The organism is Paraburkholderia acidisoli (assembly GCF_009789675.1).
Taxonomy (GTDB): Bacteria; Pseudomonadota; Gammaproteobacteria; order Burkholderiales; family Burkholderiaceae; genus Paraburkholderia; species Paraburkholderia acidisoli.
On the sequence record NZ_CP046914.1, the window covers coordinates 1404376 to 1417906 of the forward strand.

15 protein-coding genes are annotated in these 13531 nt (G+C 66.6%); 8 read left to right on the forward strand and 7 right to left on the reverse strand.

What is annotated here, in order from left to right; translation table 11 throughout:
* Positions 1-5: 5 nt before the first annotated feature.
* A complete protein-coding gene (locus FAZ98_RS20380) occupies positions 6-752 on the reverse strand; it encodes an IclR family transcriptional regulator (protein WP_158953198.1) in 747 nt (248 codons plus the stop codon).
* 301 nt (positions 753-1053) lie between these two features.
* On the opposite strand from FAZ98_RS20380, the gene FAZ98_RS20385 reads away from it, so the two are divergent.
* A complete protein-coding gene (locus FAZ98_RS20385; protein WP_158953199.1) occupies positions 1054-2238 on the forward strand; it encodes a pyridoxal phosphate-dependent aminotransferase in 1185 nt (394 codons plus the stop codon).
* A 17-nt stretch (positions 2239-2255) separates the two neighbouring features.
* Here the strand turns inward: FAZ98_RS20385 and FAZ98_RS20390 are convergent, their stop codons facing one another.
* From FAZ98_RS20390 to FAZ98_RS20400, 3 genes are read right to left on the reverse strand one after another with little or no spacing between them, the layout of a single operon-like run.
* Positions 2256-2684 (reverse strand): nucleotide triphosphate diphosphatase NUDT15, encoded by a 429-nt coding sequence (locus tag FAZ98_RS20390; protein WP_158953200.1) that lies wholly within the window; start codon positions 2682-2684, stop codon positions 2256-2258.
* The gene (locus tag FAZ98_RS20395) at positions 2681-2914 is read right to left on the reverse strand and encodes a hypothetical protein (protein ID WP_158953201.1); all 234 of its coding nucleotides are present in this window, start codon (positions 2912-2914) and stop codon (positions 2681-2683) included. Before FAZ98_RS20395 ends, FAZ98_RS20390 begins: the two co-directional genes overlap by 4 nt.
* A 41-nt stretch (positions 2915-2955) precedes the next feature.
* On the reverse strand, positions 2956-3420 hold the full coding sequence (locus FAZ98_RS20400; protein ID WP_158953202.1) for an Lrp/AsnC family transcriptional regulator: 465 nt from the start codon (positions 3418-3420) through the stop codon (positions 2956-2958).
* A gap of 160 nt (positions 3421-3580) precedes the next feature.
* Between FAZ98_RS20400 and FAZ98_RS20405 the strand changes: the two genes are divergently transcribed.
* A complete protein-coding gene (locus FAZ98_RS20405; RefSeq protein WP_158953203.1) occupies positions 3581-4207 on the forward strand; it encodes a LysE family translocator in 627 nt (208 codons plus the stop codon).
* A gap of 153 nt (positions 4208-4360) precedes the next feature.
* Here FAZ98_RS20405 and FAZ98_RS20410 read toward each other — a convergent pair whose 3' ends face one another.
* The gene (locus FAZ98_RS20410; protein ID WP_158953204.1) at positions 4361-4867 is read right to left on the reverse strand and encodes a DUF1993 domain-containing protein; all 507 of its coding nucleotides are present in this window, start codon (positions 4865-4867) and stop codon (positions 4361-4363) included.
* 362 nt (positions 4868-5229) lie between these two features.
* Between FAZ98_RS20410 and FAZ98_RS35665 the strand changes: the two genes are divergently transcribed.
* From FAZ98_RS35665 to FAZ98_RS20425, 4 genes are all read left to right on the forward strand, one after another.
* Positions 5230-5823 carry a hypothetical protein gene (locus FAZ98_RS35665; protein ID WP_233272752.1) on the forward strand — a complete coding sequence of 198 codons (594 nt, stop codon included), beginning with the start codon at positions 5230-5232 and terminating at the stop codon, positions 5821-5823.
* Between the two features lie 177 nt (positions 5824-6000).
* The gene (locus FAZ98_RS35960; protein WP_267904847.1) at positions 6001-6132 is read left to right on the forward strand and encodes a hypothetical protein; all 132 of its coding nucleotides are present in this window, start codon (positions 6001-6003) and stop codon (positions 6130-6132) included.
* 82 nt (positions 6133-6214) lie between these two features.
* Positions 6215-6484 carry an RNA-binding protein gene (locus FAZ98_RS20420; RefSeq protein ID WP_158953205.1) on the forward strand — a complete coding sequence of 90 codons (270 nt, stop codon included), beginning with the start codon at positions 6215-6217 and terminating at the stop codon, positions 6482-6484.
* A 233-nt stretch (positions 6485-6717) separates the two neighbouring features.
* Positions 6718-8088, forward strand: a complete 1371-nt coding sequence (locus tag FAZ98_RS20425) for a L,D-transpeptidase (RefSeq protein WP_158953206.1) — start codon at positions 6718-6720, stop codon at positions 8086-8088.
* A 201-nt stretch (positions 8089-8289) separates the two neighbouring features.
* Here FAZ98_RS20425 and FAZ98_RS20430 read toward each other — a convergent pair whose 3' ends face one another.
* Together FAZ98_RS20430 and FAZ98_RS20435 are read right to left on the reverse strand one after the other, a co-directional pair.
* On the reverse strand, positions 8290-9177 hold the full coding sequence (locus tag FAZ98_RS20430) for a DMT family transporter (protein ID WP_158953207.1): 888 nt from the start codon (positions 9175-9177) through the stop codon (positions 8290-8292).
* Between the two features lie 249 nt (positions 9178-9426).
* Positions 9427-11022, reverse strand: coding sequence for an ABC1 kinase family protein (locus FAZ98_RS20435; RefSeq protein ID WP_158953208.1), 1596 nt, complete (start codon positions 11020-11022; stop codon positions 9427-9429).
* Between the two features lie 237 nt (positions 11023-11259).
* Between FAZ98_RS20435 and FAZ98_RS20440 the strand changes: the two genes are divergently transcribed.
* Both FAZ98_RS20440 and phnS read left to right on the forward strand, forming a co-directional pair.
* Positions 11260-12015: a DeoR/GlpR family DNA-binding transcription regulator gene (locus tag FAZ98_RS20440; protein WP_158953209.1), complete on the forward strand. Its 756-nt coding sequence runs from the start codon at positions 11260-11262 to the stop codon at positions 12013-12015.
* Between the two features lie 418 nt (positions 12016-12433).
* Complete coding sequence (gene phnS / locus FAZ98_RS20445; protein ID WP_158953210.1) at positions 12434-13519, forward strand: 2-aminoethylphosphonate ABC transporter substrate-binding protein; 1086 nt, start codon at positions 12434-12436, stop codon at positions 13517-13519.
* Positions 13520-13531: the final 12 nt, after the last annotated feature.

The window sequence follows — 13531 nt, forward strand, 5'->3', positions numbered from 1 at the left end:
CAGCGTCAAAGCGTCTTGCCGATACGATGCGCCATCTCCACCACCGCGATCGCGAGCCGCTTCTCGCGGCGCGCGTCGAGCCGTTCGAGCGGCAGGCTCGTGCTGACCGCCACGCGTTTGCCCAGCGCGGTCACGCCCACGAAGGCCGCGAAGCACGCGAGCCCGGCCGTGACCTCTTCGCGTTCCTGCGCGAGGCCCGTGCGGCGTATCGAAACTAGCGCCGCGAGCAAATCTGTCTTGCGCGTGAGCGTGCGAGCCGTCACGGCGGTCAGCTGGCGCGGCAGCACGGCGTTGACTTCGTCGTCGGGGAGACTCGCGAGCAGCGCCTTGCCGAGCGCGCAGCAATGCGCGGGCAGACGCGAGCCGAGATCGGACACGAGCCGTACGGGCCGCGACGCATCTTCGCGCGCGATGTAGACCACTTCCGCGCCGTCGAGCACCGCGAGTTGCACGACCTCGTTGTGTTTCGCGACGAACGCGGCCGCTTCCTGGCGGAACACGTCTTGCAGCCGGTCGTGCCGCACATAGGCGCTGCCCAGCTCGAACAGCGTGACGCCGACGATATAGCCGTCCGCGCGCTTTTCGATCCAGCCGCGCCGCTCGAGCGAATCGAGCATCAGATACAGCGTGCTGCGCGAAAGCCCCGTGATTTCGCCGATAGCCGTGGCGCGCACGGGCGCCTGCGCGTGGGCGAGCACGTCAAGGATGTCGTGAATGCGCCGCAGCGCGGGGACTTCGTAGGGGGAAGACATGACGTTGCGATTGCCGAGAAAATACCCTGAAATCTTCCGTCCAGCAGGTTGGACATACTAGCATCGGGTTGGACGGTGTTGCACCGGGCATGGCGCGTTTTCGGCGCGAACGTTCCTTGGTATCGTTACGAATCCAGTTACGGATCCGGTTACGGGCGCGCGGAAGACGGCGCGTTGCCCGCATCGACCGACGAACCCCATCAACGAATCCACATCGACGAAATGTGATGAACGCAACGGCGCAATCCCGCGAAGCGATGCATGCGGTCCGGCGCATTCGCGTTCGACGGAGGCAAGTGCGATGAAGTATGCGAATCTGGTCGAGCGGTTGCAGGGCCGCCGCACGACCGCGTGGGAAATCCATCATGCGGCGGTGCAGGCGGCGGCGCGCGGCGAAGACGTGATCGTGCTCAGCGTGGGCGATCCCGACTTCGCGACGCCCGCGCCCATCGTCGAACGCGCGGTCGCGGCGCTACGCAACGGCGACACGCATTATTCGGCGATCATGGGCCGCGAACCGCTGCGTGCGGCCATCGCGCGTGAGCATTCGAAGCTGAGCGGGCGCCGCGTCGGTGCGGACAACGTGATTCTGAGCGCGGGTGCGCAGAACGGTTTGTTCGCCTCGTCGCTCTGTCTATGCGAGGCCGGCGACGAAGTGCTCGTGCCCGAGCCGATGTATCTCACCTACGAAGCCGCCATTCGCGCCTCGGGCGCGACGCTCGTGCCGGTGCCCGTCGATCCCGAAAGCGGCTTCCATCTCGACTGCGACGCCATGGAAGCCGCCGTCACGTCGCGCACGCGCGCGATCTTCTTCGCGACGCCGTGCAATCCCACGGGTGTGGTGATGCCGCGCGAGCATCTCGAACGCATCGCTCGGCTCGCGAAAAAGCATGACCTGTGGGTGCTGTCCGACGAGGTCTATGCCGATCTCACGTTCGAGCGCGAACACGTGAGCATCGCCGCGCTCGACGGCATGGCGGAGCGCACGGTCACGGTCGGCAGTCTGTCGAAGTCGCATGCGATGGCGGGCTGGCGGATCGGTTGGGTGATCGCGCCCGAGACGATGATCGGGCACCTCGCGCGGCTCGCGCTGTGCATGCTCTATGGTTTGCCGGGCTTCGTGCAGGAGGCGGCGCTCGTGGCGCTCGACGACCGCGCGCGCATCGTGGCCGAGGTGCGCGAGACGTACCGGCGGCGGCGCGACATCGTCTATGAGCGATTGGCGAGCGTGCCGGGTTTGCACTGCCTGCTACCGGAAGCCGGCATGTTCATGATGATCGACGTGCGCGGCACGGGGCTCGATACGCACGCGTTCACGTGGCAGTTGTTCGAGGCGCAGAAGGTGTCGGTGCTCGACGCGAGCGCGTTTGGCGAAACCGCGAACGGTTACGTGCGGCTCGGTTTTGTCGTCGATGAACCGCGCCTGATCGAAGCGTGCGAGCGCATTGCCGCGTTTGCGCAGCAATGCGCGATGGCGCTGCCTTGATCGCGTGAAGCGAAAGATTACGCGGCGCGCGACTCGAAATACAGCCGCGTGGGTTCGAAGAGAGGGGTTGGCAGCGCGTCGCGCGTGAACCAGGCCCAGCGCTCGCATTTGTCGGGTTCGGTCACGCTGGGCGTGCCTTCGGCGCTGGCCTCGACGAACACGGTCACATGGCGCACGCGGTCCGCTTCGAGCCAGCCGCTCGCCCAGCCCGCGGCGCGTGCCTGCGTGAGATCGAGGCCGGTTTCCTCTCGCAGTTCGCGGGCGGCGGCCGCGAGCGGATCTTCGCCGGGGTCGACCTTGCCGCCGGGAAACGCCCATGTGCCGCGGCCCCATGCGCTCTTGCGCAGGCCGAGCAGCCACGCCTCGCCGTTGCGCACCACGACGCCCACGCCGAGCACGGTCACGGCCGCGCTGCCGGCATTGGCGCGTTGCGGGCCTGCGCTCATCGTTCGCCGTCGAGCAGGTCGTTGAGGATTTCGTCGAACGCGGCCTGCGCGTCTTCGAGCTCCTGCAACGCGGCGTCGAAGGTTTGCAGCGCGAATTGCGACGGCTTGCCTTCGCCCTCGGGCGGAAATTGCGATTGCAGCGAGGTGAACGCCGTCTTGACGCGTTGCGTGGCTTGCAGCACGCGGTCCATGGCGGCCGCTTCTTCGGCTCGTGCTTGTTCTGGGGTCATCGAAAGCTCCGGTTGATGTCGATGGGGAGAGAGCGGCGCGCTCAGGAGAGCGGTACGCCGCCGTCGGCTTTGACTTCGCGCAGCGAAAGCGCGGATTCGACGGACGTCACGCCCGGCAGGCTGCGCAACTGGTCGCGCATGAAGGTGCCGTAGTCGTCGAGGTCGCGCGCCACGATCTGCAAAATATAGTCCGCGGTGCCCGAGATGTTGTGACACGAGACGATGCGCTCGATAGCGCAGACTTCGCGCTCGAAGCGGTCGGCGAGCGCGCGGTCGTGCACGGCGAAGCGCACCGAGACGAATCCGACCACGCCGTAGCCGAGCGCGCGCCGCGACAGCACCGCGCGGTAGCGGTCGATATAGCCTGCCTGTTCGAGCCGTTTGAGGCGCCGCGCGCACGGCGTTTCGCTCAGGCCGACGGTTTCGGCGAGGCGCGCGACGGGCATGCGGCCGTCGGCCTGCAACGCGCCGAGGATCGCGCGGTCGAGTTTGTCGAGATCGCTCATTTCGCTGCTCGTTTCGCTGATTTGGGTCAGGAGGGGGAATCGGTGCGATTTTAAAGAATCGTAGCGCATTCCTCTACGTCTAATCGGTAGATGCCGGAAAAACGCCAGAAAGCGCTCCGCTCGCAGCGGCAAGATAGAGCCTCTTTCACGCGAGGCTCCCATGATTTCCGCTCACCTGCTGTTGATGTTCATCGTCGCCCTGATCATCGTTTGCGCGCTGCCCGGCGCGGACATGGCGCTCGTGATGCAAACGAGCATGGGCCGCGGGGCGCGCAGCGGTTTCGCGGCGGCGGGCGGCCTCGGACTCGCGCGCGCGACCCATGTCACGTTGTCCGCGTGCGGTCTCGCGGCGCTGTTGCGCAACGCGCCCTGGCTCTATGAAATCGTGCGTTATGCGGGCGCGGCGTATCTCACCTGGATCGCCGTGCAGATTTTCCGCTCGCCGGCCTTCGCCATGCCCGATGCCGCCGCCGATACGGCCACGCGCGGTCATCGCACCGATTTCGTGAAGGGCCTGCTCACGAATCTGCTCAACCCGAAAGCGCTGCTGTTCTGTTCGGTCCTGCTCCCGCAGTTCATCCGCCCGGAACTGGGTTCGGTCTGGCTCCAGGTGGCGGAATTGGGCGTGGTGCTCGTGATCGTGTGCGCGCTGTTCGACGTGATCTACGTGCTGGGCGCGGCTCGCATTGCCGTGTGGCTGCGCCGCCACCCGCTGGCGCAGACGGTGCAAAAGTGGGCGTTTTCTTCGGCGTTGATCGGCTTTGCGCTGCGGCTGTCGCTCGATTGATACCGTGCGCGTTTTGCAGCAGCCGCGCGGCGCGCAAGGCGCCGCGCGTATCCGTATCGCCGATTTACACCGCGAGGCGCAGATCGGCGGCGTTCGGCGTGCTCGAGCGCCGGACGACGCTAAGCGACGCTAAACCACGAAAATCGACGTGAATCAGCGCGCGCCGAGATAGTCGAGCTTGCCGAGGTCCACGCCGTTGTGGCGCAGGATGTCGTAAGCCGTGGTGATGTGGAAATAGAAGTTGGGCAGCACGAACGCGAGCAGATAGCTCTGGCCCGTGAATTCGACCGGGCCGCTGCGCATCTTGAGCGTGATGGTGCGGGTTTCCGAGCCGTCGATCTGTTCCGGCTTGAACGTGTTCAGATAGTCGATGGTCTTCTGGATGCGCGTGTGCAGGTCGTCGAACGAGAATTCGACGTCGTCGAACTTCGGCGCTTCCACGTCGGCGAGGCGCGCGGCGCAACCCTTGGCCGTGTCGGTGGCGATATGGATCTGGCGCGCGAGCGGCAGCATGTCGGGGAAGAGCCGCGCGCCCGCGAACACGGACGGGTCGATCTGCTTTTCGGCCGCGTGTGCCTGTGCCTTGCCGATGATCGCCTGCAGGTTCGTCAGGCCGCGCACGAGCACCGGCACCGACGCTTGAAACATGGAAATGGACATGGGTTTTCCTCGATTCTTCGAATGTGCCCGATGAGTTCCGTGATGGAACGGATCGGGCGGCCCATTATGCGCTATCGGTTCCAGGGCTGCCATCGGCCGAACGGCTAATGCGGCGTGCATGAAAAGCGATTTTCTCGCCGATTTCGATATTCCTTCGATTAATTCATATTTGATTCATATCAGCGGGATGGTGAATCGAAAATCGCTTTGAATTCGCGGGTTTGCATGCGAATGCGCGGTTGGACGCCGTTCGCCGCGCAACGGCGAGCGTTGAGCGCAAATGTGCACCGTGAATTTCGAATGTGTTTTAATACCCCGGCACTCACCATCCAATCCGCATCGTAATCACGGTGCGCTCAACCATGAACGCAGAAAAGGCAGCAAGGCGCCGCATCGCGCGTCGCATGGCGAACGGCTTTGCGTGTGGCCGCCGTGCACCGCGCTGGCGCACGTTGCGCGTGACGCTGTTGGTGCTCGCCGCAGCCGGCGCGGCGAGCGCGAGCTTCGCGCAGGACGCGAAACTTCTCGACGCGCGCGTCACTCAGCAGTCGGTTGCGCAAACGATCTGCCGTCCCGGTTATGCCGATACGGTGGCGCCGCCGTTCGACGAAACGATGGCGCTCAAGGACCGCTTGCTCGCGTCGCGCGGCATCGACGCCGACGAGGGCGTGGGCTACGCGCTCGACCGGCACGTGCCCATCGTGCTCGGCGGCGCGCCGGACGCCACCGCGAACTTCGATCTGCTGCCGTGGGGCGGTCACGCGGGCGAACGCCGCAAGTCGCTGCTCACGGTGCGTCTCAAGCGCTGCGTGTGCGCGGGCCGCATGTCGCTCGCCGAGGCGCAGGCCGCCATCACCGGCAACTGGTCGCATCAGTACGAACGCCTCACGCGCATGGAGTGCGGTGCCGACGGCGCCGACGACACGACCTCGGCAAGTCGCGACAGCGGTTCCTGAGCCGCGTTCGAGCGATTCAACGCGGCGGTTTTGTGCTCTGTGTCATGGGCACGTCGATTGCGCCCTCAAAGGGCGCGAGCAGGAGGCCGAGTGCGTGCCGGATCGACAATATGCCGCAGCGCGCCGCTCGCCGAATGCGACTATTCTGATGATGATCAATTAACAGGAGTGACCACAATGCTTACGTCCAGCCTTTTGCTGCTTTCCGTCGCAGCGCTGCTCGGTCAGGTGGCATGGACACGTGCGCGCGCCCGCGCGAGCCTGCAGCCCGTTCGCGTGCGTGCGAGCCAACCGCGCCGCTATCGCTGAAATTCGCCGCTGAAATCCGCGGAAGCGCGGATTTTTTCTTCGAGCTTGAATCGAGTTTGAGTTTCCTGCCAGGTAGGCCGCCATGCATCTGACTGTCTGGAACGTTCCCGAAGCCTGCAGCGAGCAGGATGTGCGCAGTTTCTTCGAGCGCGAACTTGGCCATTACGCCAAGGGCATTACCGTGTACGACGTGGGCACGCCCAACGCGCACGCGGATCTCGAACTCAATTCCGAAGTCCCGTACGTGGCCGAGGCCGTGGCGCGCGAGCTGCAAAGCCGCCGCCTCGCGGGCGTCGCATTGCGCGTGAGCGCCGCGCCGTTCGATGCCGAGGACCCGCCGCCGCGCAAGTAAGGTTGCCCCGGCATTTGGCTCGTCCAACGTTGCGCCTTGCCGCGTTGCGTTGTGTCTCCTGCTTCGTTCCTCCTCGCGGGCATGCGCTCGCGCGCTCACTGCTTTCGCATAACTTTCGCCTTCGCGCGGTTGACCGGCTCAACGGCGCGGGCGGCACGCTGTCTGCTTTCATGCTGGATGGCCGATCGCATCGGCCGACTTCGGACACGCTTGCACAATCAGCCGGACTCACAATGACCCACCCAGTTTCGCGGCGCTCGGGCGCTCGCGTGGACGGCCGCGCTTGGGGTAGCGCGCGGCGCCTTTCCCTTGTTTCGTTTCTTGCCCGCTGGCGCCACACGCCGTTGGGCGCCGCTGTCGCGCTCACGCTGCGCGCGCTCGTGGTCACGCTCACAGCCGTATCGACGATGAGTGCCGCGCAGGCGGCGGATGGTGCGTCCGCGAGTGGCGTCCCGGCGTCGCCGAAACCGGTCATGGTCGCGAAACCTGCCGCGTCGGCGCCGAGAGCGAGCGTAGCCGCGCCCGCTTCGCTCCCGCCGTTGCTCGGCGTACCAGCGAGCGCATCCGGCACGAGCGCGTCGTCGTCGGCGGGATCGAGCGCGTCGGCGGCAGCGTCCGCTTCCGCAGCGTTTGCGGCGTCGGCCACATCTGCCACGCCTGCTACGTCGGCATCGGCATCGGCATCGGCATCGGCAACCGAGGCGGCGAGCGCGGCGTCGGCCGCATCGGCGGCATCGACAACCGCAGCCGCTTCCGCCGCGCTCGCCGCCTCCGCGCCGCCGGTGTTGACGTTGCCCGCACGCGCGCCGCTCACGGCGCTGCAGGCCGCCGAGGCCACGCGCAGCGCGCTCGACATGCGTGCGCGTTACGCGCGCGAAGTGACGCGGCGTCTGCGCGTGCCAGCCGCCGATCAGCGCGCTTACGGCAATCGTCTGCAAGCGGCGCTCGATGCGAAAGATCTCGGCGCGCTGGCGGGCGAGTTCGTGATCCTCGTCGACCGCGCGCCGAACGTGCAGACGCTGTTCCTCTATTTCCGCGCGCAAACGAAGCAGCCGTGGATCTTGATTGGCGCTTCGCCCGTGGCGACCGGGCGGCCCGGCGAGTTCGATCATTTCCTCACGCCGCTCGGCGTGTTCGAGCACACGCCGCTCAACATGGACTATCGCGCGGAAGGCACGATGAACGAGAACGGCATTCGCGGCTATGGCAAGCGCGACATGCGCATCTACGATCTGGGCTGGGTCGACGGCGAGCGTGGTTGGGGCAAGGGCGGCTTCTCGCAGATGCGCTTCCAGATGCACGCCACCGATCCCGATCGGCTCGAACCGCTGCTCGGCATCCGCCATTCGAAGGGTTGCGTGCGCATTCCCGCGACGCTCAACACCTTCTTCGATCACCACGGCATTATCGACGCCGAGTATCAGGCGCTCGTCGACGAAGGCAAATCGCTGTGGGTGCTACACGCCAATCGCGAGATCACGCCGCTCGCGGGGCGCTTTATCGTCGTGATCGACACGCAGCGCAAGGCGCGGCCCGCGTGGGCGCCGGCGCCGGGCGGCAAGGCGCGCGCGAAGATGCCGGCGGCCGCGGATACGGCGGATTGAGCGGGGGGCAATCGGCACCTGGCGATCGCGAGTATGAACCGCTGGATGCCGCTCGAGCGGGGCGAGTGCCGTATCACCACGCGCTTACGACGCAGCTCGTCATTCGGCTTGCGTTGCGCCTCGCCACCTGCGCGAGCGACGTGGCCAGCCCGTCAGACTGAGTGGCTCCGCGCCCGCACAATCGAACCCGTCTGACCGACGTCACCCGCGCCGCGCGAGCAGCACGCCCGCGAGCGCAACGCCGAAGCCCGCGATCTGCACCGGCGTGAGGATTTCGCCGAACAGCCACCAGCTTTCCAGCGCGGCCAGCGGCGGCGCGAGGAACAGCAGCGCCGTGGCGCGCGCGGCGTCGCCGTGGCGGACCATCCAGACGAGCAGCGTCACGCCCGCGCCCGAAAGCATCGCGATGCCCCACGCGAGCGACACCCACAACGTGAGCGACGGCATCCAGCGCGTCTCGCCGAGCGCCAGCGCGAGCACGATCGCGACGATCGCCGCGCCCGCGTTCTGTACGGCGCTCGCGCTGCGGATATCCGCCTGCGCGAGCGAAGTCTTCTGATACAGCGTGCCCGCCGTGATCGACACGACCGACAGCACCGCCACGATCACCACGAGCAGCGGATTCGCGTGACGGTGCGCGTCCGCTGCGTTCGCGGCGTGCGTGAGCGTCTGGAGCTTCGGCATCAGCACGAGGACGACGCCCGCGAGCCCGAGCGCCATGCCCGCCCAGCGGCGCGGCGCGAGGCGCTCGCCGAATAGCCGCGCCGCGACGGCCGCCGTCAGCAGCGGCTGGAGCGCGCCGAGCAGCGCCATCACGCCCGCGCTCACACCCTGCGCGACGGCCCAGTAACCCGCGCCCAGATACACGCCTTGCAGCAGCGCGCCCGCGAACAGATGCTTGCCGATCTCCTTGCCGCGCGGCCACGGCGCGCGCAGGGCGAGCGCGACGCAGGCGAACAGCGCCGCCGTGCCGCCGAAGCGCGCGAGCAGGAACAGGTTGGGATCGGCATAAGGCGCGATCGCGCGGGCGACGACGAATCCTGTCGACCAGAGAAAGACGAACAGGGCGGGCGTAAAGGTGGCGAGCATCGGAGAGTGAAGAGGGCGCGTCGATCAGGCGCCGGATCGCGAAAGGCTCGGAGTATCGCGCGGCGGGCGGACGGTGGTCTTGTTCAGGACTGCACTGCGCGTGCCCGCGGGATGGATCGCCGCTGTCTCGGGCAGATTGCAACTAACTGCTAGATTCACGAGGCGCGGGCGAACGGGGGCGAGCGTTCGGAACCGCGATAGCGCTTGAATGGCGCGTGGCGATAGCGCGTGGGTGGCTGCCGCCGGAAGTCAGAACAGCATCGCCGTCACGCCGATCAATCCGCCGCACAGCGCACAGGCCACGAGCAGTACGCGCGTCCGCCGGTTTTCGCGTCGCCACGCTTCGAGCAGCGCGGCCTGGGTCGCTGGCGCGTGCGCGGCGCCCGCCGCCGCCGGATGCCGCGCCACCTGACCCTGCCCGACTTTCGCGTGGTGCTCCATGAAGCGGAACAGCATCTGCGGCACGCGCGGCGCGATTTGCGCGAGATGCGGCAGCTCTTGCGACAGCCGCTTGATCCAGCCGTGATGCCCGATATCGCGTCGCGCGATGTCGGCGAGCGTGTCGCGTGCAATGCCCCACGCGTCGATGTCCGGATGTATCTCGCGCGCCAACGCCTCCGCCTGGCCGAACGCGCGCTGCGCCGCCACGAGGCGAGGCGAAACCGCGCCGCCAAACGGCTGCACCGCGTGCAACAGGTGATGGAACAGCGAGCCCGCGCTGCGCGTGTCGGTATCGTTGGCGAAATGCGCTTCGCTGCGCGTCCGCAATTCGGCCTCGATCTGCTCCGTGCGCGCGTGTTCGGGCACGTGACCCGCCACGTGATGGAGCGTCGCGAGCCGCGCGTAATCCTGCTCGAACAACGCCGTCGCGCCATGCACGAAGAACTCGCGCTCGGGTGAGGACAGGCTCGTCATCAGTGCGGCGCTGGCCAGCACGAGGCGGCCATGCGTTTCGGGCTCGACGCTCACGGCCACGCGCCGCGTATCGAAGGCCGCATGAAAGAAGCCGTGCTCGAAGGCCTGACGCGTGATCACTTCGATGAGGTTCGCGGCCACTTTCGGCACGTTGATGCGATGCGCGGCGAGCCCCGCGACATCGACGAGACGCACGGTATCCACGTGCTGCACGGCGAGCGTGTGCACGGTGCAAAAGTCCCACACCACGTCGGGCACGAGAATGCGCGGGTCTTCGGCGAGATGGTGGCCAGTCTGACTCAGGTTCGCAGCCTGCCCGCGCAGATCGAAACGGCGCTGCAGGTCTTCGCGCAAGGTTTGCGCAAGCGTTCGCAATTGCAGCCGACGCGCCGCGCGCGAGAAGCGTTCCATCCAGCGCGCGAGGGCGCAGAGCAGCGCGGCATCGTCCTCGACTTCCTGGATCTGCTTCGTGCGCAGCACGCGCAGCGTGATCGTCTGATGATTATTGGCGGGCAGCGCGAGCCGCGCGACGTGCGTTTCTTCGCACCAGCCGTTGTGGACCGGCACGGGGTCGATCCACGAGAAAAGTTCTTCGGGCGGTTTGCCGAACGCGATACGCAGCGTCTTGCGCAGTTCCTCGGGCGTGAGCGGAGCCTCGAAATGCTCGATCGCGTCGATGGCGTCGTGGAGCGTCGCGCCCGCGAGTTCCGGGCGCGTGGTGAGCGTCTGTGCGAACGCGGCGGCAAGCGGCGCGAGACGCGGCAGCGGCCCCGCGAGCCGCGAGGCCAGACGCGGGTCGCCGTGCAGGCTCTGGGCGAGCGTGACGAACCAGTGCACCTTGTGATGCTCGGGCGCGGCGGCCCAGAGCAGCTTCAGGCCATAACGCAGCGCACAAAAGAGGAGACGCAGTTGACGAAGTCGTGAACGCATGAATTTCGGAGATCGGCGAAACGAGTGCCGCCTTGTCGTGGCGCGGTGAAGCCATGCGGCGATGGCGCGGGTTCCGGCGGCCCCACGAGATTAGCAGGGATGCGCGCGGAAATGGGCAAACACGGCCAATCAATGCCGCATCATGCCGCGCGTCGCCACACGCGGCGTGCAACGCAGGCCATGCGCGCAGGGGGCGCGTAATACAATACGGCGGCTTTTCGAACCCACCGACCCAAGATGCTCGCCGAACAACGCCACCAATACATCCTTTCGCAAGTGAACCGGACAGGCGCGCTCTCGGTGGCCGACCTCGTGCGCGAATTGCGGGTGTCGCGCGAAACCATTCGCCGCGATCTCAACACGCTGGCCGCGCGCGGGCTGCTCGTCACGACGCACGGCGGCGCGCTGTCGAGCGACCGGCGCGAGCCCGATCTCGACGTGCGCGAGGCGGCCAACGCCAGCGCCAAGCGCGCGATCGGCGAGCGCGCGGCGGAGTTCGTGCCGGACGGCGCGTCGATCATCATCGATTCGGGCAGCACGACGCATGCGCTCGCGCGCGCGCTCACGGACCGGCATCGGCTCACGGTCTACACCAACGACTGGCGCATCGGCCTGCTGCTCGGCCGCCGCAACGAAAATCGCGTGACGCTGCTGGGCGGCGAACTCTCCGACCACGAAGAGGCGACTTTCGGCCTCGACACCGTGCAGCAACTCGCGCAATACCACGCCGATTTCGCGTTCGTGGGCGCGGGCGGCATCACCGCCGACGGCTGGCTCACCGACTACTCGCGCATGGTCGCCGAAACGCGCAGCCGCATGCTCGCGGCCACGGCGTGCGCGATCATCGTCGCCGATCACTCCAAGTTCGGCCGTGTCACGCCGGTGCGCATCAACGGCTTCGAGCACGCGCGCTACGTCATCACCGAACTCGCGCCCGAAAAGGGCATCGCCCGCGCCATCACGGCACGCGGGCCGGAACTCCTGATCGCCTGATCGCTGCTTCGTTTCGTCTGATTTTTTCGCCGAGGGGTTGAGTTTGCCGCTCGTCCAGGCGGCCTCGCGACGTCCATCGGCGTGTCATTTATTGGCGATTTGTGTAAATTTGTGTAGAACGCCACAATCGTCACGGCGCTGTCATCAAAACCTGTGATTCTTGCGGAGCCCGTCCAGACGGGCCGGACAGCGAGGCAGGCGGCGTTCATCGTGCCCCGACGCGGCGCCCGGCTCGGGCGAGGCGCGCCGGATTGCTGACAATCTGCAATCCGCGACGCGCGAACGGGCCGCCATGGCAGGCGACGCGGTGGGTTGTGCGGTTCGTCGCCGCTGGGGCAGTTCGTTTCATCCAATCACAAACGCAAACACATTCGCATCGGGTATCCCGAGCAGGGTTGTTTTGCCTTCGGAGAGTGACATGAACCACACGAATTTCCCGCGCGCAGGTTTTGCACGCAAGCTGCTGCCGATGCTGGCCACGGCCGCGCTGCTGCAAGGCGCGGCGATGAGCGCGCATGCCGCCAACGCCGTCGTGCTCTACACGGCCGACGGCCTCGAAAATCTCTATCGCGACGTGCTGCCCGCGTTCGAGAAGCAGGAAGGCGTGAAGGTCAATATCGTCACGGCGGGCAGCGGCGAAGTTGTGAACCGCGCCAACGTGGAAAAAGACGCGCCCAAGGCCGACGTGCTCGTCACGCTGCCGCCGTTCATCCAGCAGGCGCAGCAAAGCGGCCTGCTCCAGCCGTATCAGAGCGTGAACTACAAGAACGTGCCGGCGATCGCCAAGTCGGCGGACGGCTCGTGGGCGACGTTCGTGAACAACTACTTCTCGTTCGCGATCAACCCGGAAGTCGTGAAGACGCAGCCGAAGACTTTCGCCGACCTGCTGCACCCGGACTTCACGGGCAAGGTCGCGTACTCGAACCCGGCCACGGCCGGCGACGGCATGGCCGTGATCATCCTCACGACCTCGCTGATGGGCGAAGACAAGGCGTTCGACTACCTCAAGAAGCTCGAGCAGAGCGCCAAGTTCCACACCAAGGGCACGGGCTACCTCGACGTGCTGCTCTCGCGTAACGAAATCTCGGTGGCCAACGGCGACCTGCAGATGGATCTCGACGACGCGGCCAACGGCGGTCTCTCGCTCAAGCCGATCTTCCTCGCCGCCGACGCGAACGGCCATCCGACCACGTTCCAGCTGCCGTATGCGATTGGCCTGATCAAAGGCGGTCCGAACCAGGCGGAAGGCAAGAAGCTGATCGACTATCTGATGTCGACGCAAGTGCAGTCGAAGGTGCCCGACATCTTCGGGATTCCCGCCCGCACGGACGTGGCGCTCACGGGCAAGAACGGCGCGGCGGTGAAGCAGGCCATCGAAGGCGTGAAGCTGATTCCGGTGGACTGGAACCAGGTCATGGCGAAGAAGGCCGACTGGACGACGCGCTGGAAGAACGACGTGATCGGCGCTTCGGGCAAGCAGACGGAAGTCGTCAAGCCGCAATAAGCGGTTCAAGGA